Below are 22,709 nucleotides of genomic sequence, written 5' to 3'. Positions count from 1 at the left end.
AGCAAGTTATTATGCAATACTATCAACAGATTTTTCGAAAAACTCATACGAGAAGTCTTCCTTCTGCGGGTCAAATCTCACTTCCACCCTGCCCCCGTACGCCAGTTTGCCAAACAACATTTCAAGTGCCAGGTGCTTCTTGATCTTTTGCGCAATCACACTTTGCGCCTTTCTCGCACCGTATCCGTCTTGCTGCCCCATTTTCGTCAGAAATTCCACCGACGCTTTGTCGATGCTTATATCAACACCCTTTCTGGATAGCTGGTCTCTGAGCTCGGCAATGAACTTGCCAACCACCTTTTCCATCACATCAGCGCTCAGATAGGAAAAGGATACCACCGCATCCAACCTGTTACAAAATTCCGGGCCAAAAATTTTCTCTATAGCTTTGCGCTCGCTACCTATATGAAAGGTGCGGTCACGGTCAAACCCCACAGCGTTTTGACTAAACTCCACCGCGCCGGCGTTCGTAGTGAGTACGATGACAACATTACGAAAACTAACTTTGCGCCCGTAGGTGTCGGTGATGCATCCATAATCCATTATTTGTAACAATATGTTATAAACGCTACTATGGGCTTTTTCTATCTCATCCAGTAACAACACGCTGTATTGGTTCCTTGCTATGGTGTCAGTAAGTAGGCCGCCTTGCTCATACCCCACATACCCTGGGGGAGAACCTATCATCCTGGCAACGGTGTGGGATTCCATATATTCAGACATGTCAAATCTGACCAACTTCATCCCCATGTTCTTTGCCAATTGTTTCACTAGCTCAGTCTTCCCTACCCCCGTAGGGCCGGCCAGCAGGTAACTAGCAAGTGGCTTTTGGTGGCTCCTGAGCCCAGCCTTGGCAATTCTTATTGCATCCACAATCTGCGAAATGGCAGCATCCTGCCCAAAAATAACTTGCTTCAGATTTTCTTCTAAATTCTTCACTTTGTGAGTATCGCTTGCGAAAAGATTGTCGCACGGTATTTCAGTAATTCGCGAAATAATTGATTCAATATCCCTGCCCGTGACAACCTTACCATTTTCGCCCGAGCGCAGCTTGGCATATACCCCGGCTTCATCTAAAACATCCACCGCCTTGTCCGGCAGCATCCTCTCGGCTATATACCTGTCCGACAGCTCCGCAGCATACTTCACCGCTTGGCTGGTATAGTGTACATCGTGGTATATCTCATAATATGACTTTATCCCACTCAGAATCTGTATGGTTTCCTCTACGGTAGATTCTTCAACATTAATTTTCTGATATCTCCTCGCCAGCGCCCGGTCCTTCTCAAAATTGCTGTTATACTCCTTGTACGTAGTGGCACCTATACACCTAATGGAGCCCCTGGCAAGTGCCGGTTTCAGCAGATTACTCGCATCTAACGGGCTTCCGCTCGTGGACCCGGCGCCAATAATAGTGTGAATTTCATCAATAAAAAGAACGGCATTCTTCTTATTCTCTATAGCCCGGATAACCGCCTTTATCCTCTCTTCAAAGTCCCCACGATACCTCGTCCCTGCAAGTAGAGAGCCCATGTCGAGAGAGTATATTTCTACACATTTGAGTTGAGGCACAATATTCCCTTCGACGATGCGCAGCGCTAAACCTTCGACTATAGCGGTTTTCCCCACACCAGAATCCCCAACATACAGGGGGTTGTTCTTCCTTCTGCGCAGCAGGACTTCAATGGTTCGCTCCTGTTCGTACTGCCTACCTATAACATAGTCTATCTTTCCATTCTTCGCCAAAACGTTGAGGTTCACACAATAAGCTTCCAGGCTTTCGCCATCTTTTGAGACCACATCTTTGGATATGTGAGGAAACCCAACCGCCCCTCGCTTGACAAAATCTACGTCTTTGCCCAGATCATGCTGATCATACAGCTCTTCCGGATGCTCGTTGCTGGAAATACAGCTCACAACATCAATGTACTTAACGTTGTGCTCATTCAAAAAAGAAACACTGCAGGAGTCTTTTTCCAAAAAAATCTCCGCTAAAACATTCACACCGTTAATTTCATCCTTTCCGGAGGCATGTGCGTGTACTATGGCCCTGTGCACCACCTTTTCAAATGCCATGCTTGGCCGCACTTCGGTCACGCTCTGATTCATCGCTATAGACATTTCGTATCTTAAGAAGTTAATCAGAGTTGCCCTCAATCTGTCTATAGACACCCGACACACATACAAAACCCGCCTGACATCAAGGTCATCAGTCAATGCTAGTAGCAGATGTTCAAGGGTTGCACACTCGTGACGAAAATCAAAAGCTATCGACAATGCCCTGTGTAGACTGGCCTCAAGGTTCTTTGATAACACGTAAATCCTACCCCCCAACTCTCGGGGCCAGGGTACCATCTAAGCATTAAAATACATTGAAAACAAAATGGGATCAAAAACGCAAAAGCGTGTATACTACCTCGTGAATTACGCGCTATAGCCGGGAAATAACGCATCTGCCATGAATCTCCATTTTAACAGCGTTGTTGAGTTCTCCACCTTGTTTTTCCTGGAGATGATTTTGGGCATTGATAACCTAATTTTCATAGCCCTTATCACCTCAAGGCTTCCAGAAGATCTACGCAACAAGGCACGAATTTGCGGTCTTAGCGTAGCTTTGGTGATGCGCTTTGTCATGCTGTTTGGAGCTTCGCTTTTGCTGTCCATGGATGAACAATTCATTACGCTGTCGCGTGTGCAAATCTCCTACAAAAACATGTTCTTTATAGCCGGCGGGGCTTTCTTGGTGTACAAAAGTGCGCAGGAAATTTATTTAGAGATATTTCCTAAACAAAATTCCAAAATTAGTGCTTCGCCCAAATTTTTTCTAGCAATCGGACAAATTATTGGGATTGATCTTATGCTCTCGTTAGACTCCGTGATATCGGCAGTCGGGCTAACTGACAATACACTTCTCATCGCCATAATATTTTCCATATACGCCATTGTTGCGCTATTCTTGTCCAAAGAGGTATCAGCCATCGTGCACAAACATGCAAGGGTCAAAACAATTGCGTTATTGTTCATAGGAGCATTGGGAGCGCTGCTCGTCGCAGAAGGCATGGGGCACAACATCCCACACAGCTACCTGTACACAACTCTGCTATTTCCGATAATAATGGAGTGCATGGACTGCTGGAAGGAAAAGCGCAGTTCACGGCATCACAAACCCTAGTGACAAGCGCGCATGGGCCTACAGCTGTTCAAAAACTAATAGTAACCGGCCGTAGATCTCAGCTCTACAACGCGTCGCACACATCAACACACCGAAGATGGATAGTGGGTTATTACATCAAATCACAACCCGCCACGGGCTTCGGCAACGGAACAGGCATGGGCACAACATCCCGCAGTTATCCACCCGTGTGGCACAGCCGTTCAAAAACTGATAGTAACCGGCCGCACACCTCACTTTGTGGTGGCCATTATCTCACTAATTCGGAGAAAATTATCAAACTCAACATCCAGCTTGAAATGCAACCTGGGCACATACCGCAATTTGAGGTACCTGAATGAATGGGCGAGCTACATCAGATACATAACCCGCCACGGGCTCCAGCAACGGAAGAGGCGTGTGGCACAACATCCCGCAGCCATCTACACGCAGCACAGCCGTTCAAAAACTGATAGTAACCGGCCGTAGATCTCAGTTCTACAACGCGGCTGTACACTTTACTTTGTAGCGGCCATTATCTCGCTAATTCGGAGGAAATTATCAAACTCAACATCCAGCTTAAAATGCAACCTGGGCACGTACCGCAATTTGAGGTACCTGAATACTGCTCTCCTAATGCTGTTAGACGCATCATTCAACGCGGCGACTACTTCGCCACCATCAACCGACCTGTCCCCAATTGCTACGAACACTGTGGCATTTCTCGTGTCTTCACTAACTTTAACACCAGATATAGACAGCATGCTGCTTAAATCATAAAATTCGCGAATGAACAGCTGGGCAAGTGCCCTCTTGAGAACCGATGCAACCTTCAGGCTGCGCAACCCAGCCGATGGAGTAAAAGCTATCATTCCACTACTCTAGCGTGCTCTACTACTTCAAGAACTTTTATCACATCACCCACCGCAACGTCTTTGGCACCTTCAACCAGCACACCACATTCCAGACCATGGCCCACTTCTTTTACGTCATCCTTAAACCGCCTCAGGACTTTTACCTTGCCCTCGCACGTTACTGCATCATTTCTGTAGATCTTCACCAAGGCACCTCTACTAACCGCACCTTCGGATACATAACAACCAATAACCGTCCCCCCTTTACCGCTGGAAAACACTTCCCTCACAACCAGCAACCCGACCTGCACCTCTCGTATAATCGGCTTTAGTTTTCCACAAACAACACCCTTCACATCATCTATCAGGTCATATATCACCCGATGATGGCGTATATCAACATCCTTCTGCCTTACAAGATCTCTGGCCTGAGCATCTACCTTGACGTTAAACGCCAGTACCACGGCTGATGCGGCCTCGGCAAGCAAAATATCTGATTTTGTAACATCGCCAATATCCTTGTGTAGGATATTAAACTTGACCTCCTCGTGCTCGATTTGCGCTACTGAGCGAGAAATAGCCTCCAGGGACCCAGCTACATCGGCCTTTAGTATCATGTTGACCCCTTCGGGCCTGTCCATAGAGAACAGCGGTCCTGTGAAAACGCTGTCATTCCTACCAGAGTCGCGCTCACGGGAAAAGTTGATCCCTGCCCTATGCTCCAGCAAATCCCTGGCGTGCTTTTCGGAAGGCATTACCAGAAAGACGTCACCCGCTTTGGGCACCTTATCAAGCCCCAAAACCCGAACAGGCGCGGAGGGGAGCACCTCATCTACACTATTATCACCGTCATCAAACATGTTGCGCACCTTCCCGTACGCACCATCCCCGGCTACTATCACATTCCCCTTTCTTAACGTGCCTCTCTGCACTATTACGGTCGCAACGACGCCACAGTTTCTCTCTATTTTTGATTCTATAACCACCCCTTGCGCCCTGCACGCAACCGGGGCCCGCAACTCTAACATCTCGGCCAGGAGCAATATACTGGACTTCAGCTTGTCTAAATTCTCACCAGTCTTCGCAGAGACGGGAACAATCATGACGTCTCCCCCCAGCTTCTCCGGTACGACACCGTGCTGGAGCAGATCATTAGTGATCTTCTCAACATTTGCGTCGCTCTTATCTATCTTGTTAACTGCAACCACCATGGACACACCCGCGGCCTTAACGTGGTTTATAGATTCCACAGTCTGGGGCATGACTCCATCATCCGCGGCCACCACTAAGACCACTATGTCGGTGACGTTGGTGCCCCGGGCACGCATATCGGAGAAGGCCTCGTGTCCGGGCGTATCGAGGAAGGTTATCTTTTTACCATCAACATCTATCTGATAAGCGCCTATGTGTTGCGTGATGCCCCTGAACTCCTTTTCTGCGACGTTAGACTTCCGTAAAACATCAAGGAGTGAGGTTTTTCCATGGTCCACATGACCCATCACGGTCACAACTGGGGGCCTTGGTTCCAGCGCAAGGTCGCTATCGCCAATATCGCACAGCACCTTCTCCATTTGAATCTTACTAACAACCTTGGGCCGGTGACTGAACCTTTCCGCAACTTCGCTTGCCACATCAGACCCGATAGCAGTGTTCTGTCTGGCCTCCACACCCATGTGTGACAGCACTCGCAACACATCCCCCACCTTCTCTGCCATAGCGGCGGCCAGCGCCTTGACTTCTATTTCGTCAGGGATTACCACTTCCCTGGATATCCTGCGCTCGCTTTTGGAACCGCCCCTACGCCTGGAAGACGCCCTGAGTACATATCGCTCCTCCACGCCACTAAGGGCGTTTTCTATATCTAGCTTGACATGCTTACTGGAAGCACGGGAAGCCGCAGCCTTTTTAATACCGCCGCCACCTTCCTTTTCCTTGATTCTCCCGCTACTAGCGCTTTGGAAAGAATATCTCTTACTTTTGCTATCGTGCCCCCCCTTTCCGGAACGCGCGCTCGCCGCGGCAGAAGCCATGTCATCCAACGCAGGAGGAGCAGTAGTTTCTGTAACTACATCTGCTGCAGTAGGGGCGGCTTCCTTCATGCCACCAGACCCCTCTTCCGCATCGTCCTCGCCGCGCAGCACCACCTCTGCCTCTTCATCCCGAAGCTTCCTGGCAGCCTCTTTCTGGGCGTTTATACTGTCAGCGGTGTGTATTGCATTAATCCTGGAAAGCTGCTCCCTAGCAGTCAAACCGCACGTAGCATGCCGGGGAGAAATCTGCCTTTGTCTGCTGTCGTCAGAAGTATAGGAAGCCGCACCTTCAGTGGGAAGCACGCCGCCAGCCCTTCTCTTCTTGCTGCGCACCTCAACAGTCATGAAGGATCTACCGCCGACGGAGGCAGGCGTTTTGGCAATCGCAGAAGCTCTGGCACCTAGTTTCAGCGTAGGACGCCCGCTGCTACCAGAGGAGCCACAATCCCCTCCAAACTTCTCAACATCACTCATCAACAAGTACCCGAAAAATTAAACCCACCCCATTCGCCTGCGAGATTCCAAAATGATGGAATCAACCTGCTCTTTACTCAACCTTGCCTTGGGAACCGTATCATAAAACTCATCGGTACACATCGAGGCGATGTCCTCCACGTTTCTTATGCCACCTTCACACAACTTCACAACATCTTCTATTTCCAGATACGGAAGCTCCAGCACCTCCTCACTTACGGACATGCTCTTTAATATCTCAAGCGCTTCCTCTCGTCTACGGACCAAATACTCAGCGGCCCGCTTCTTCAGCTCAACCGCAATTTCTTCGTTAAACCCGTCTATCGCGGTAATCTCAGCAACGTCAACTTTGTCCAGATCCTCTATTGTGGAAAAGCCTTCGCTGACCAAAAGCTGCCCTATAATCTCTTCGACATCCAACCCATCAACGAAAACTTTGGCCCCGGAACTAAGCTCCTTGGCCTTCCGCGTAGATTCCGTCTCATCCCCAATAACGTCAATTTCCCAACCTACAAGTTCGGAAGCCAACCTGATGTTTTGGCCATACCTACCTATCGCTAGGCTTACCTGGTTTTCTGGGACAACGAGTTCTATCTTCTCCACATCTTCGTCTATTATCACCTTCACAACTTCAGCAGGGGCTATCGCGCTTACAACAAATTTTGCAAGATCTGATGAATACAACACAACGTCTATCTTCTCCCCGTGCAGCTCGGAGACTATGTTTTGTATCCTAACACCCCGCGCACCGATGCACGCACCTACTGGATCTACGTTTTTATCTGAAGAGAATACAGCCACCTTCGACCTAGAACCAGGGTCCCTAGCCAAGGCCTTTATAGACACTATCCCATCGTACACTTCGGGTATCTCCTGCTTGAACAGGAGCTCCATGAACCTTTTGCTGACCCTAGAAAGAAAGATTTGGGGACCAGACAGCTCTTCCTGGCGGACCTCCTCTACATGGGCTTTCACCCGGTCATTAGGGCGGAACACCTCCCCCCTTATGGTATTATAAACGGGAAGGTATCCCTCACTACCGTTAAGATCAACCACCACGTTGTTGTACTCAACTCGCTTGACTACCCCGTAGACGAGGTCCCCAACCCGATCTTTGAATTCCTCATACTGGCGCTTACGCTCTTGAATCAGGATTAGCTGTGCGACTTTCTGCTTTGCGACCTTAGCCGAGTTGTAGTCAACATCCACAGGGGGTAACGGTTCAAGCAAGATATCACCAACCTTCACATCCTTGCCATCGGCAACCGCATCAGAGATTTTGATCAACTTGTACTTGTTTACCTCACCAGACGGGATACCATACTGCTCCCCGTCAAAGCTCATGTCATCATTAACTACCAAAGCTTGCCTAGAGATGGAAATCACGCCAGTTTTCCTGTCTATTGAGGCTTTGATCTTGCAATCACCATACTTACTGCGGCTCACAAGCTCCAAGGCCTGCTCTATTGCATCTACCACCATCTCCAGATTCAGCCCTTTCTGTTCCGCAACATCCCGAGCAACTCTGATCAGCTCTAGATTATCAAAATTATACAGATTCACCACAAAACCCCTTGCACGCGCCTGAAACACCTATTACTACACCTTGATGGCAGAAGCGGCGCTCTTACACAGCACGCCACGGCGATTCTACTTATGAGGCCAGTTTGAGTCAAGACATTTCTCCACCCCTGCAAGTGGAAACGCAGTGCGGTATGTCAGCCACAGAGCCGCATAAGAGGCACTCAGTTTACCACGTGTAGAATATCCTGCAACATTAACACCCAGCTAACCCTTCAAGCGATAAGCACAACCTGCGCCCAATAACCCTATGATAGCACATAACGCCCGAATGCAACTGGCGCACACGCATGCAACTACAAACCCCCTAGCTTGCTGCAACTTTCCCCTTTTCACCAAGTATCAAAATTGCTGGAGTAAACAATAACGTGATAACCGTGGCAAGCAGCAACCCCACGGAAGTGGTGGTAGACAATTCAAACCACATCTGGCTAGATGGGGAATCGTACAAGACTCGCCTACCGAGAAAGTCTATACTGACCCTCAACACCATAGGTAGAAGGCCCAGAACCCCGGTGATAACGGTCAAGAATATCGGCCTTAGTCTGGACAGGGCGGACTTTAATATGGCCTCTTTTCTATCCGACAACGTCTTAAGATTCTCTCTGTAAGCATCAACTAGTAATATGTTATTGTTCACCACTATACCGGAAAGCACAATAATGCCAACTCCACCCATCACAACCCCAAACGCCTTGTAGGTAACCAAAAACCCTAAAAATACACATGTGGTGGACAAAAACACAGCGGTCATCACCACGGCAACGTAATAGAAGTTGTTCAGCTCTCCCACCAGCACTAGCACCATTAGAAGCAAGACCAAGCAAAACGCTGTGATCAAAAACTCCTGCGATTCTTCCTGGCTTTCTATATCTCCAAGAAAACTGGCCGTAACCTTCTGGCCAACCTGCTTATCCAGAATACCTTTCAGGTACTCTACCCTCTCACTTACAAGATATCCCGGCAGCAAGTTGGAGTAAATGGTGAGCGACCTCAATCCATCCACCCGTTTTATCACGTCTGCTCCGCGCTTCACCTTTTCGTCAACAAAGTAGGAGACCGGAACAGCCCCGTGGACAGTATTTATAGACAGACGATCTAACCCCTTGAGCGATCTGCCATCTTCATGAAACCTAGCCAGAATGTCTATGCCATCCTTGACGCCTTCTGGGTAATATTTGCCCACAATTGTGCCATTCGTTAGCAACTTGACAAACTGCCCCACCAATACCACATCCGCACCAAATGAGATTGCCTTCTTCCTGTTTATATCAACGCTCCACTCCGCCCCTGTAAGCAAGTTATCGCGCGAGACTCCAGTAAAACCTTGAGATTCGCCCATGGCCGACACCAGCACATTGGCGGCAGATTCCAGATCCTCAACATTTTCGCCCCTTAGGTTCACTTCCAGCGGCTTGCCTTTGTTCGGCTTCATGCTATCACTCTTCACGTCAAACGTTACCCCAGTAACGTCCTGCAACCGCCCCATGATTTCTTCCAACAACACAGTGGACTTTTTGCGCAGGTACCAATCCTGAAATTCAATATTAATTGCACCAACAACCCTGCTGTTCCATGGATCATCAAAACCGCGCCCCACCAGCGCATAGAGAAACTTGATCCCTTCTACACCTGCAATTCTCTCCTCCGCGCACCTGATTATTTCATCTTTCTCCTGTATCGAGAGATTGCTATCACTTTTGACCTCTATAACAGCACGGTCAGGCTCAATATTGGGAAAGAACTCCATTCCTGGGCCTATGGTGAAATACGCTATGGTAGCTAGCATTAAAGACCCAACTGTCGCGTATACGAACTTCTTTGGGTGGTCAAGCACAACACGCAACGCTCTGACATACAAGCGTGTCGCGCTGCCTAGCTTATCGATATCCAAGGCTTCTATTGCATTGATTTTAGACACATCTTCTTCAGATGTTGCCGAGGGCCTGCCAAGCATTGAGCCCAACACCGGAGTAAATACTATGGCCATAATCCAGGAGCCCGCCAACGTGGAAATCGAAACCACCGGTATGTGCTTCATGAACTCACCAGTAATACCTGGCCAAAAAAGCAATGGAATGAACACCACTAATCTCGTCATGGTGGATGAGGCTATGGGCCACAACATTTTGGCAGCGGCCAATTTGTACGCTGAGGTCCTATCCAACCCGTACACCATCTTCCGGTCTGCATACTCGCTCACTACTATCGCATCATCCACCAACATCCCCACAACCATGATTAGGGTGAACAGTATGACGATATTAAGGGTGTAGCCCATCACGTATATGACGACAATCCCCAATAGAAAAGAAATTGGTATGGAAAGTGCAACCAAAACGGCTGTCCGCACGCCCATAAAGGCCATCATCACTAGCAGCACGAGTAGCACGGAGAATGCTACGGTGTTTTCAAGCTCATGCAAGATAGCTGACACTTCTTGGGATTGATCCTGGATAAAAAGCAGTGACACCCCCTCTGGCAAAAATTTGCTTGCGCCCTTCAGCAGGGCAGTAACATGCCCGACGACTTCGGAAATATTGCTCCCACTTTTTTTCGAGATTTCCAGTACAATACACCGACGTCCATTAACCCTTGCAAGCTCCTTGGCGTCTTCCAAGGCCAATTTTACTTTCGCAACGCTACCGATAGTGATCACGGCGTTACCATGCGCCCTTAGCACCACATCCATAATCTGTTTTCGGCTGTCTAACAGGCCATTGACCTTTATCTTATGGCTACCAACCTCCGATTCAAGTACACCATAATCCACAAACGCATGGTTCCTCGCAATCGCCTGTACCATATCCGTTAGTTGTATCCCGTAGTGGTCCATCAGCTCTGGAATCAGATCCAGCTCCACAACGTCCTTGCGTAGACCAACGGCACTTACCTTAAAAACGTCACTCAAGGCCTCAATCCTGTACTTTAGCTCGCGAGCCACAGAACATAAAGACCTGGCTGGCAAGTCCCCGGCCACTGCTACGCTGAGCACTGGTAGCAGGCCTAGATTCTTCTCTTCGGCCAGAAGTGAGGTTACATTTCTGGGAAGCTTAGGGCGTACCACATCCAGCCGGGCCCTAACGTCTTCCACGGCGGCTTTGATATCCGAACCATGACGGAACTCCAGCACCATGCTGACAACCCCATCTCGCACTATAGAGATGACCTTCTTAACCCCCGTAACCGATCGCACTTCTCTCTCTATGGGTAAGGCCAACAACACCTCAGCCAGCTCTGCGGGCACGCCTTCCATAGCGGCAGTAACGTTGATAATCGGAGCCCTAACTCCAGGAATCTTTTCACGTGGCAGTTTGTAGTAAAAGTATGCCCCAGCAATGGAGACAACAAACAAAATAAATAGGGTAAACCTGCTCCTCTCTAGAAAAAATCCTGAAATCTTACTCACAACAACCGCACCATTTTGTCAACACACCACGCACCCAAAAAGGCATACGACCAGAGCTAAAGCTTCTCATCTGGCACACCCTCACTCACCCACACCCGGAGGTAGCGGGCACAGTCTATATAACTAGCACAAATTCCGAGAAGATATAACTCCCCATAATGGGTCACCAACATCTACAGCAAGCTTCTCACTTCAAAATTGCAGGGCTTGTAGACGGAGACGGCTTCTCCTCACCCACGTTCGATATACCTGCAAGCGAGTATAGAGGCTTCGTACAGCAATAACATAGGAATTGCCAGACCTATTTGGCTTATAACATCGGGTGGAGTTAAAATCGCAGCCAAGGTGAATATAGCTACAATTGCAACTCTGCGTTTTCCCGCCAAAACTTTGTACGAGACCAGGCCAACTCTGGCCATCATTGTGAGTATTACAGGCAATTGAAACGCCATTCCAAACGCAAACATTAGCTGTAACACCAAATCTAAATATTCGCTCACGGACGGCATGAAGTCTATGGGCACACCAACTGAGGCGTCCCTATTCTCGAACCCCATAAAAAACTTCCATGCTAGTGGAAATATGTAGTAATACACCATAGCCGCGCCTGTGGCGAAGAGCACTGGTGAAGCCACCAGGTATGGCAGCACAACTCTTCTTTCCTCCTTATATAGGCCAGGAGCGAGGAACATGTAAAATTGCCAAGCAAAAATGGGAAATGAAAAAAACAGTGCCGCCATTGCCCCCACCTTCACGTACACAAAAAAGGCTTCGGTAAGGCCTGTGTAGATCAGGGAAAAATCTTCATTATCACCTGCAAGTTCCACTAAAGGTACTAGCAGGAACTCATATATCTTGTCGGAGAACAAATAGCAGACAATGAACATCCCGATGAAGCACACAACGGAGAACACAATCCTCCTTCGGAGTTCACGAAAATGCCCTGCTAATGACATGCTGCCCATATCCATTGAACGCACCGCTATTGCAATAGTACAGAGGGGATTGTTACATACTTAAGAAGATTTACCAAGTAGTCCGCGCGCAATGGTACAATCAAAATGGCCGGGGCACCCCTCACCCACCGCCAACAGGCCAATTGCTTCTAGCCGTACTTTCTGCGCACGTATGATTCAACTATCTCGCAAAACTCTCCGAGCACGTTTTCACCCTGAAGCGTACAGAGTTTCTTGCCGTCTTCATATACGGCAGCAACCTCCCTCTCCCCACTACCAGGTAGGCTAATGCCCAAATTCGCGTGCTTGCTTTCACCCGGCCCATTGACCACACACCCCATAACAGCAACAGTCATATTCACCACACCAGGGTTACTCACCTTCCAGGCCTGCATACGCTTGTCTATATAGTCATTAACTCCGCTTACCAGCTTTTGAAAGTAGGGAAAATTCGTGCGCCCACAACCGGGACAGGAAGTTGTTTGAGCAGAAAAAAACCGCAAACCCAGAGATTGTAGAATTTCCTTGCACACCCTAACCTCTTGCACCCTATCCTCTCTGGAGGTGGACGTCAGTGACACCCTAATGGTATCACCTATACCCATGAGCAAAAGGTGCGCCACCCCGGCTGTGCTGCTAACTATGCCCTTTAACCCGGTGCCCGCCTCGGTCAATCCCAGATGAAGCGCATAGTCGGCAGACTTAGATAGGGCAGAATACACTGCCACCAGGTCACGCACTTTGCTGGTCTTACAGGAAAGTACTATCTTGCTGCGTGGAAGGCCGATTCGCTCTGCAAGCTCAGCACTTTGAAGGGCCGATGTTACCAGAGCCTTTCTCATCACCACATTGTCAGGGTACGGATTCTCCAGGGATGCATTGTCATCCATGAGCTTACCTACCAAATACTTATCCAAGCTCCCCCAATTGACTCCAATCCGAACCGGAATATCGTGTTTTATGGCATATTCTATGACAGATTCAAAATTTTTATCTCTTTTGTCGCCAAAACCCACATTCCCCGGATTGATTCTTATTTTCCCAAGAAATGCCGCATAATCTGGATACTTATCCAACAGGCCCGCAACCTCATACTGCCCGCAACCAACGACCATCTTTTCGTCAAAGCCATGGGAGACCAGGTGCTCGACAATTTTGGGTACGCTCTTTATAGACTCCTCGGAATTTATAGCAACCCTTACAAGCTCAGACCCTTCTCTTGCAAGGTCGAGAATCTCTTCTAGGTCAGACGAGAGGTTCCCGGAACCCCCGAGGGCCATAGACTGCACCACCACGGGGTTGCCCCCGCCTATGATAACCTTACCTACTCTGACTGCGCAGCTAAGCCGCCCTGCACTTGACGACTCCCCAATAACAGACTCAAAGTCCGATGCACCCGAGGCGGCACTAAAACCAACCACTAAGCTTCTCCACTGGGGAAGAGCAGGTTAATCCATGCGCTGAATGATGTAGTCGCTTTCATACTCGTCGTCATCAAACTTCCAGGAGTCTGTAAAGTCGCCACCGACAATCCCCTTCTTCCTTTCCTCTGTGGCACGCACCCCTTCTTTTTTATCATCGACAGCACCTTTGCCGCTCTGGATTGTTCGGGGCACGTTTGCCATGGACCCACCGCGGTTCTTGACTCCAACTCCAGCTCGTTTACCACCGGTCTTCTTGGCGGCGGGCTTATCCCCCTCCCCTTCCTTACCGACATTCAACTTTTGACTCTCACGCACATCAGGAGCACGCTCTTCAGCAGAAGGCCGTACCGCCGGAGGAACTACACTACCTGCAGATGCGGAACCCGAGCCCTCCCCAGCAGGGCTACTGCCAGGTTTTTCGTCTGCGGCCTTCTTCGTTTTAGAGGAACCTGCCTCACCCGCGGAGGGTTTCATCTCCTTAGCAGTAGAATCTTTAGCAGCATCTTCGGCAGTAGAAGGCTCCTCCTTCTTAGTAGCAGAAGGCGCTGCCACCAGAGGGGCTATTGGGGGCACTACCGCAGGTGCAGGCACGGCCTTAACTGCTGAAACATCAGCAGGCTCCTTAGCATTTTTACTTTTCTCTTCCGGAGCTTTATCACCACCGCTCTTCCTGGTAGAACTAGCCGGAACAGTAGGCTTTTTCCTGGTTTCCTGGAAGTACTTGGTGGCAGCTTTCTTGCCGCCTGCAGTCGGACCTGCTGCAGGAGTCTCACCCTTCTTTTCCTTCTCCTTGCCTGGAACTACAGGAGCGCCACCAGTACCACCTTTAGCGCTAGCCCCGGCCGCGGTAGCGGGCTTGACATCACTAACAGAGACTTTCCCTCTTGAGCCAACACTAGGGGCCCGCACATCGCCAGGTGTGCCACCGATCTTAGTACTACCCTTAGCTGCCGATCCAGCGTCAGGGGTGGATCTCTTAGACTTAGTAGGCAGCAACGCACGCGCCGCACCCCCGCTCGGAGGTGTGCGCACCTCTGGCTTTGCGGCTACCTCATCCTTGGGTTTCAGATCCACGTCCAAGAACCTAGCGCCCTCAACCCGGGTGAGGTCAACCCCTTCCTTGTTCACCATACCCTTGCCGCTGCCTTCCACCTTATCCACGGGAATTGCGCCATACTCGCGCAGCTTTTCTATAATATCACGCCCCGGGGCTTTGGTGCGCCCACCGGCACGCTCTTCGGAAAGCCCCTTACCTCTATCAGTGCGCAAATCCCGCGCACCAGAGGAACTAGCCAGGACATCCTCCCTCCGCTGTTTGTACACCTCATAAGATTGAACAAACTCCTCATCCTCATCGAAGAGGTCCCCACCCGGGTTGTACTGGGGGACGTAGCCCCTACTCATTTCAAACACGTTTCCTCGTATAGTACAAGAATCCACAAGCAACGCTAAACCCAACAAAGAAATCACTAACCTTGACATGGAACCAACCGATGAAGCTGACACAACATAACACGCACTAGACACCCACCGCCACCGGGCACCCACGGGCAAGCAACGGTACACCGCCCACTACCCGCATGGGAACGTACCCACGCGCATTACATACACTACTACTTACCGCAGCACAACATTTATCGCACAAAAAGCATGCAAGCTTGTACGGTTACTGAATCAATTCAGAAACTTTTAGTGTGTTTATAATCTTCCGGACACTGGTTCTGCACAGCAGGTCATATTCGCTTACTTCCGATATAGAATTGACTTCACAATAGGAAAGCTCATCCATGGCGCCCGCGATAATGTTAGCTATATCCAAAAACCCGACCTCGGAATTTAAAAAAGCCTCAACCGCAACTTCATTTGCAGCATTTAGTGCTATACCCGCAGCATGAGGCTTGGACGAGCGAAGGGCTTCAAATCCGAAATTTAGCGCGGGAAAACGCTCGAGATCGGGCTCTATAAACGTTAGCTTCCCATAGGACACCAGATCAAGATTGTTGTTCCCACACACAGTCGCTTGTTGTGGCCAGTATAGGGCGTGAAGTGTGGGTATGCCCATATCTGGTATGGACATCAGGGAAACAGACACTCCATTTGGGTACGCAGCCACGGCATGCACTACGGATTCAGGGTGCACTATTACATCGATCTTGTCTGGATGCAGAGAAAAAAGGTAGTGTGCCTCTATAACCTCCAACGCCTTGTTAACCATGGTGGCACTATCAACCGAGATTTTACGCCCCATTTTCCACACGGGGTGCACAAGGGCATCACTGGGCGTCACAGCCCTCATCTGTTCTCTAGTCCACTGCAGAAATGGCCCACCAGATGCCGTTAACGTGACTTTATCAACACATCTATTATGAGCAAGTATCTGAAACAAAGCGTTATGTTCAGAATCCACGGGAACGATACTGACGCCCATTTGCTTAGACAAATCGACGAGCAGGTTGCCTCCGCAAACTATGCTCTCTTTGTTCGCCAAAGCAATTGACTTGACTCCGGACTCTATTAGACGAACAACCGGGCGCAAGGCCGCTATGCTAGTTATGGCCATCACCGCGCTGTCTACCCCACAGGACGCCGCATCCATCACACCGGCCGTGCCTGCTCCTACCTCAATGCCTGTATCACAAAGCAACTCTCGTAGCGTCGTATACGCGGCATCCTCGGCCACAACGGCCATTTTCGCGCTTAACAGCTTTGCCTGCGATGCCAGTAAATGTGCATCCTGCTTGGCAACCAAAGCCACAACCTCAAAGGCACTGGGATTGTCGCGTAAGATTTGAACTGCCTTTTGTCCAATGCACCCAGTTGAACCAAATACAGAGACTTTTTTCCGACCCATGTGAACACTCAACCGTTCGACCTAAGTGCGCCCTCCAAAAACCCACACCAGGCCCTGGAGCAGGATATCAAAATACGGGGACAAACACAAGGCAATGACGCTCAACAACATGCAAACAACGGCAATAACAGTCAGGCCCAAGTGGTGCGTAAGCGCTGGATGCCCAGCACCCATTGCCGGTTGATCGAAGTACACCACCCTAGCGATACGAAAACAGTAAAAGCATGGCACAATCCCTACTGCACACACAAGCAAAACGTACGAGAAAGCCACGACCGTTGGGATGTCTGACATCGCAATAGATTTGAGCAAAAAGTATTTGGGCCAGCATCCCAAAAACGGCGGAAACCCGGCAGCTGAAACCATAGAGACGACCAACGCGAAAGCCACAAACGGGCTACTTCGGTGCATACCAGCAAGGCTTGCTAATTCAAACCCTTCATCATCGTACCTTAGGAGTACAGAAAAGATCCACGCGTTGATGATCCAACCCGTTAACACGTAGTGGAAGATGGCATACGAAGACGTGCCGTGCAAGACAACCACCGGCAGTACGTACCCTAGCTGCCCTATGTTGGAGTATGCGAGCAACCTCTTTATATTACTCTGCCGCAGAGCACCGAGCTCCCCAACGATCGTAGACAACCCGGAAGCGCAGATGAACCCCAACAGAAGGCCCTGTTGCAGCACTCCATTTTCCCCAACCATGCGCGCAAGTAATAAAATCGCTGCAGATTTCGTAACTATAAGGAAAAACGCCATGGCCGCCATAGGAGAGCCATGGTAGGTATCCACTGCCCACATATGAAACGGCACCACAGCAAGCTTAGAAAGCACGCCCACCAGTATGAACGCACACCCCAAGGCGGCACCTAGCGAGGCGCGCCCTTCCAGAACCTCCTTCACCACACTACACTCCAGCCCCGGGGAGTACCCATATACTAAAGAGATTCCGTATAGCATGACGCAGGATGATAGGGCACTCAACATGAAGAACTTAAGTGCAGATTCAGACGCATGCTTTGAGCCGCGATTAAAGCACACCAGAACACAGGATGATAGGCTATTGAGCTCAAGCGAAATATAAAAAGAAAGAAAGTGGCCGGCCTGCACCAAGGTCATCGCACCAAGTATGGCAAAGAGCATGACCACAGAAAATTCGTAACGCGCCTCTCTTTTTGCGCACAAAGACAGGAAAGAGGCTATGAACCCCGCAATGCTTACGAGCACCCTTGACGCGCAGGTGTACCGAGTATGCAGCACAAGGCCGTTAAACAGGGTAGTGTCTTCGGCAACGTGATTAACAGCTGACAACCATGAGAGAAAAGCCACCACACCCATAGAAACCGCCGACAGCCTGTGTATCCAGCGTGCATCCACCACCATACCCAACAGTAGGACAACCATCGCCGAACCCAAGAGATAGAGTTCGGGCAATATGCGCAGTAGATCTTCCCAATACATCTTCACCCCCAAGAAGGCTGAAGCTTATGTAGAGGCACTAACAAATGCTCTACAGCGGGCTTTAACATGGAAAGCAGCGGCGCCGGAAAGACACCGAGCACCAGTACCAGGATGGCCAGTATCGCCAAAATGGCAAACTCCCCGGCGTTAATATCGTCAAACGTGCCGGAATCTGCGGGAGCGGAGCCCCAAACAACCTCCTTACACAAACGCAGCATATACGCAGCGCTGAGCACTATACCCACGGCAAAACAGGCAACCATCGGCCCAAAGGACTTAAAAATTCCAAGCATCGATAAGAACTCCCCCATAAACCCGGAGGTACCGGGAACCCCAGCGGAAGCCATGCTGAAGAATACTATCATCGCGGAAAGCCTTGGCATTTTTGATGCCAACCCAGTGCATTCAGACATCTCCATAGTGCCCGTCCTGCTGTATATCATGCCAACACATAGAAACAAAGCGGCGGATATTAGGCCATGGCTGAGCATTTGATAGACTGCCCCCAGTATCCCAGATTCATTCAAGGAAAACATCCCGGCAGCAACAAAACTCATATGGGCAATGGAGGAATACGCTATAAGCATCTTCATATTACGTTGCGCGAAGGCAACTAGAGATGAATAGATCAACGATGCGGCGCTTAAGCACACCACAAATTTCGCAAAATGCACACTAATTGCCGGCAGCATCTGGATGCAAAATCTGAAAATCCCATACCCACCAAGCTTTATCAGCAACCCTGCAAGCAGTACGGACCCCACAGTCGGCGCTTGCACGTGTGCGGTCGGCAACCATGTATGGCAAGGCACCATCGGGAGTTTTACGGCAAATGCAATGAAGCACAAAATCCAAAAGTATATTTGCCAGCGAAAATGCGTATTCGCCGCCAGCCCGGCAGCGACATCACTAAATGACCCAGAGGTTGCATTGGCAACAGCATCCATACACGCTACCGCGGCCAAGAACCCAACGGAAGCTGTTGCAGTGTATATGAGGAATTTGAACGCAGCGCCCACCTTATCGCCGTGCCCCCAGAACCCGATGATGAAGAACATAGGAACCAAAGAGGCTTCAAAGAAGATAAAAAATGTTAGGATGTCACATGTGCAGAACACTGCAATCACACAACTCTCCAGTAGGAGGAGCAGCGAAAAGAAGGAGGGAGCGACCGGCGCCCCCCGTGTGCTGAAAACACAAAAAAGCGAGCATATCAGAAACAAAAAGGTGGATAGCACCGTTAACAATATGGACAGCGCATCAGCAGAAAAAGCACGCTCCACCCATCGCAGGCTAGCAACCTCCTGCGTGACTGTATCACCAACGCGCACCAGCAGCACAGCACTCATGCAAAACACCGCCAGTGTGACAACCACAACAGCCGGACCTACAACCCTGGACAGAGCGCCGCGCAAAAAAGCCACCAGACAAGACCCCAACGCTGGTATTAGGATCATTGAAAGAATCACCGTATTCCAAAACTATATATCACCAACAACGCAGTAGCTGCCACCCCAGATAACATCACAAGAGCATAATCAAACGCGCGCCCGCTCTGCACCTTGACACTATACCTGGCGCATGTGCCCACCGCCCCAGTAATACCACCTAAGAGGAAATAATCAATCACTTTTTGATCTGCAACAACCCGAAAGGTCGTGGCTATTCTACCCATCGGACGCACCAGCGTTAGATCATACAGCTCGTCGAAGTAGAATTTGTTCTTCAAAAGGCCACAGACGGGCCCTACAAGTTTGTCCGGGAGGGCGATGACGCACAATCTGCTGTGGTACACTAGGTACAGTAGCGCACCAGCAATGCCCAGCGCCGCAGGAAGGAAAGAAAGCAGCTGCCCGATGCCCTCGTGTGGATGCACTGCCAGGCTTCCATCCCAAAATTCACTTCCAGTGATGCCCCAGAAATTTTTCAGCCATATACCGGAAAACACTGCGCCGATTGCCAGAACAAACAGTGGTAACAGCATAATGCTGCTGGATTCGTGTATCGATGCAACTCGCTCTGTGGAGGAGTTGTGGAACACCTTCAGCATAAGTCTGCACGAATACACAGAAGTTAGGCAGGCGACCAAATTCGTCACCGCAAACCCAACATTGCTGACGATACTACTCTCTATAATCAGCTCTTTGGAATAAAACCCAGCAAAGGGGAACACGCCCATGAGGGCCAAAGAACCTATCCACATCAACGTGTAGGTGAGCGGTATGTCGCGCCAACAGCGCCGGCTCATGTGTGTAATTCTCTGCTCACCAGCATTGGAGTGAATCACATTACCCGCGGCGAGGAATAGTAGAGACTTAAAAAGCGCGTGTGTCGCCAAGTGAAAAATCGCCAAGTGGTAGTTAGAAGTGCCACATGCTACGAACATATAGCCTAGTTGACTGCAAGTGGAGTAGGCTACTATCTTTTTAATGTCCTCTTGAACAATTGCAACCAACGCTGCAATCAGGCACGTTGCCAGCCCGACCGTAAGTACCACATCCCGAGCAGCTTGTGATAGCTCAAAAATTGGCGAGCAACGCGCAACCAGAAAAACGCCTGCCGTCACCATGGTCGCCGCGTGTATGAGTGCAGATGCGGGAGTGGGCCCCTCCATAGCGTCCGGAAGCCACGTGTGTAGACCGAGCTGGGCAGATTTTCCCATACACCCAAGAAACAGCAATATACACGCAATACTTACAACCTGTATTTGGTATCCAAAAACGTTTATAACGCCGAAACCCGCTCCGTTTGAGATCTGCTCGAAAATTTCATCGAAACTCAGAGACCGAAACACATAAAAAATGGCCAGCATGCCACACAGAAAAAACAGATCCCCCACTCTATTGACAACAAACGCTTTCATTGCTGACCTGTTGGCTGCGTCTTTCTTGAACCAAAACCCTATCAGCAAGTAAGAACATAGCCCAACGCCCTCCCAGCCGAAGAACAGCTGCACGAAATTCCCACTTGTCACTAGGACCATCATGAAGAAGGTGAAGATGGATAAGTAAGCAAGAAACCGCACTCCACCGCCATCACTGCTCATATACCCTATCGAATAGAAATGCACCATCAGCGAGACGGTAGTCACAACAACAAGCATCACAGCGGATAGCTTATCTATGCAAATTGACCATTGCACCGCCATATTTCCAATATGGAACCAGGGCATCACCTCAATACTGTAGCGCTGCTGTAGCGTAAGGAATAGGTACCAAGACAGTACGGCTGAGCAAAACACGCACGCGGAGATCATACCAGAAGACAGCAATCTGCTGCGCCCCATAGCCTGCCCGATAATAGCCCCGATCAGGGGGAGCGTAACACACAGAAACTCGACACTAAACATACGACCACCACAGGACAACTGGGCCAACATGGAGCCCACAACCTAAACGTACCAAAACGCGCGTGCCTACCACTCGCACTACATTCTCAACGAGCTCGCCTCACTCAGATCAATGCTTCCTACATTTCTGAAGTGTGCCAATATCACCGCTAAGCCAACAGCGGACTCTGCAGCTGCAACAGCAAGTATGAACACCACAAAAATCTGCCCGTGGATGTCCCCCTTGTACGCAGAAAATGCCACAAAATTTATATTCACGGCTAGCAGCATAAGTTCGATGGAAAGCAGAACGTTAATTGCGCTCTTACGCCCTATCACTATGCCACACCCACCGATGACGAACAGCGCAGCAGCAAACACCAAAAAGTGATTCAGGGACAAGCCTGCATTAATTAGAAACTCCACACTACCCCTCCTTCATGGAGCAAACTCACAACAGGCAACTCACTCCGCATCGGGAACACCTGCGCCAACCCCGGGCGAAAGTAACCTGATCTTAGACGATCTACCAATCTGCTGGCTGACATCCTGCTTCAAAGACTTGCGGCCGTCACCACCGCCAGCAACCAGAACGAGGCTGCCAACCCCGGCAATGAGTAACAAAACCCCGGCCAGCTGGAACGCATAAGCATATTCGGTGTAAAGCCGCGAACCTATGAGGAACACGTTGCCTACGCCAACAACCCCCTCTGAAGCACCAATTGTGGCAGACTTTACGTGAAAAATTGAGTATACCATGCAACCAAAAAATAGGAGCATGCACGCAACCCCCAGCGGATAGCGCTTGACCAGGCCGTGTCTGGACCTCACTCGACTGATATCCAGCATCATCACAACAAACAAGAAAAGTACGGCGACTGCCCCCACGTACACTATGACGAGCAGCATAGCCACCAGCTCTGCCCCCAGCATGATAAACACGGCACTGGAGACAAAAAAAGTCAAAATCAAGCTCAAAACAGAGTATATCGGGTTTGGCAACAGGATAACACCTACAGCAGACAGTACCGCCACTCCCGCAAAGCAGAAGAACAAAAAGCTGAGCACCGACCCCTCACAGTGACAACATTAGGGATGATAGCACAACAGCGCGCAGGTGCAAGTTCATTCGTCCCAACCCATCGGCGATTTACACACAAAAGGCCCAGTTATGACACGATAACCCC

15 protein-coding genes and 1 pseudogene are annotated in these 22,709 nt (G+C 49.8%); 1 reads left to right on the top strand and 15 read right to left on the bottom strand.

The window, feature by feature from the left end; all coding sequences use genetic code 11:
• Positions 1 to 9 precede the first annotated feature (9 nt).
• Positions 10 to 2,316 carry an AAA family ATPase gene (locus tag ACIS_RS02525; protein ID WP_041651167.1) on the bottom strand — a complete coding sequence of 769 codons (2,307 nt, stop codon included), beginning with the start codon at positions 2,314 to 2,316 and terminating at the stop codon, positions 10 to 12.
• A gap of 142 nt (positions 2,317 to 2,458) precedes the next feature.
• Here ACIS_RS02525 and ACIS_RS02520 point away from each other — a divergent pair, with 142 nt between their 5' ends.
• The gene (locus ACIS_RS02520; protein ID WP_012880662.1) at positions 2,459 to 3,172 is read left to right on the top strand and encodes a TerC family protein; all 714 of its coding nucleotides are present in this window, start codon (positions 2,459 to 2,461) and stop codon (positions 3,170 to 3,172) included.
• Between the two features lie 233 nt (positions 3,173 to 3,405).
• Here ACIS_RS02520 and ACIS_RS05400 read toward each other — a convergent pair.
• The 14 genes and pseudogenes from ACIS_RS05400 to ACIS_RS02455 form a co-directional block, all read right to left on the bottom strand.
• Positions 3,406 to 3,510, bottom strand: a pseudogene (locus ACIS_RS05400) (30S ribosome-binding factor RbfA); the annotation flags it as partial.
• A 159-nt stretch (positions 3,511 to 3,669) separates the two neighbouring features.
• Entirely contained in the window at positions 3,670 to 4,023 is a 354-nt protein-coding gene (rbfA, locus tag ACIS_RS02515; protein ID WP_012880661.1) for a 30S ribosome-binding factor RbfA, read from the bottom strand.
• A complete protein-coding gene (infB, locus tag ACIS_RS02510; protein WP_012880660.1) occupies positions 4,020 to 6,509 on the bottom strand; it encodes a translation initiation factor IF-2 in 2,490 nt (829 codons plus the stop codon). The genes rbfA and infB overlap by 4 nt, the downstream gene beginning before the upstream one ends.
• Positions 6,510 to 6,527: 18 nt before the next feature.
• Entirely contained in the window at positions 6,528 to 8,075 is a 1,548-nt protein-coding gene (nusA, locus tag ACIS_RS02505; protein ID WP_041651458.1) for a transcription termination factor NusA, read from the bottom strand.
• A 322-nt stretch (positions 8,076 to 8,397) separates the two neighbouring features.
• Positions 8,398 to 11,499 (bottom strand): efflux RND transporter permease subunit, encoded by a 3,102-nt coding sequence (locus ACIS_RS02500; protein ID WP_012880658.1) that lies wholly within the window; start codon positions 11,497 to 11,499, stop codon positions 8,398 to 8,400.
• Positions 11,500 to 11,729: 230 nt separating this feature from the next.
• Positions 11,730 to 12,470, bottom strand: a complete 741-nt coding sequence (gene tatC / locus ACIS_RS02495) for a twin-arginine translocase subunit TatC (RefSeq protein WP_012880657.1) — start codon at positions 12,468 to 12,470, stop codon at positions 11,730 to 11,732.
• Positions 12,471 to 12,604: 134 nt separating this feature from the next.
• A complete protein-coding gene (ispG, locus tag ACIS_RS02490) occupies positions 12,605 to 13,828 on the bottom strand; it encodes a flavodoxin-dependent (E)-4-hydroxy-3-methylbut-2-enyl-diphosphate synthase (protein WP_238523328.1) in 1,224 nt (407 codons plus the stop codon).
• Between the two features lie 75 nt (positions 13,829 to 13,903).
• Positions 13,904 to 15,361 carry a TRP75-related protein gene (locus ACIS_RS02485; protein WP_202965495.1) on the bottom strand — a complete coding sequence of 486 codons (1,458 nt, stop codon included), beginning with the start codon at positions 15,359 to 15,361 and terminating at the stop codon, positions 13,904 to 13,906.
• Between the two features lie 184 nt (positions 15,362 to 15,545).
• A complete protein-coding gene (gene dxr / locus ACIS_RS02480; RefSeq protein WP_012880654.1) occupies positions 15,546 to 16,730 on the bottom strand; it encodes a 1-deoxy-D-xylulose-5-phosphate reductoisomerase in 1,185 nt (394 codons plus the stop codon).
• A 21-nt stretch (positions 16,731 to 16,751) separates the two neighbouring features.
• A complete protein-coding gene (locus ACIS_RS02475) occupies positions 16,752 to 18,194 on the bottom strand; it encodes an NADH-quinone oxidoreductase subunit N (protein WP_041651454.1) in 1,443 nt (480 codons plus the stop codon).
• Positions 18,195 to 18,196: 2 nt separating this feature from the next.
• Complete coding sequence (locus ACIS_RS02470; RefSeq protein ID WP_041651162.1) at positions 18,197 to 19,651, bottom strand: complex I subunit 4 family protein; 1,455 nt, start codon at positions 19,649 to 19,651, stop codon at positions 18,197 to 18,199.
• A gap of 8 nt (positions 19,652 to 19,659) precedes the next feature.
• Entirely contained in the window at positions 19,660 to 21,543 is a 1,884-nt protein-coding gene (gene nuoL / locus ACIS_RS02465) for an NADH-quinone oxidoreductase subunit L (RefSeq protein ID WP_081440534.1), read from the bottom strand.
• 78 nt (positions 21,544 to 21,621) lie between these two features.
• Positions 21,622 to 21,948, bottom strand: a complete 327-nt coding sequence (gene nuoK / locus ACIS_RS02460) for an NADH-quinone oxidoreductase subunit NuoK (protein WP_012880650.1) — start codon at positions 21,946 to 21,948, stop codon at positions 21,622 to 21,624.
• A gap of 39 nt (positions 21,949 to 21,987) precedes the next feature.
• Positions 21,988 to 22,590: an NADH-quinone oxidoreductase subunit J gene (locus ACIS_RS02455; RefSeq protein WP_012880649.1), complete on the bottom strand. Its 603-nt coding sequence runs from the start codon at positions 22,588 to 22,590 to the stop codon at positions 21,988 to 21,990.
• Between the last annotated feature and the right edge of the window lie 119 nt (positions 22,591 to 22,709).

It is taken from the genome of Anaplasma centrale str. Israel (assembly GCF_000024505.1).
GTDB classification, from domain to species: Bacteria; Pseudomonadota; Alphaproteobacteria; order Rickettsiales; family Anaplasmataceae; genus Anaplasma; species Anaplasma centrale.
This window is presented reverse-complemented; position numbering and strand designations above follow the sequence as displayed.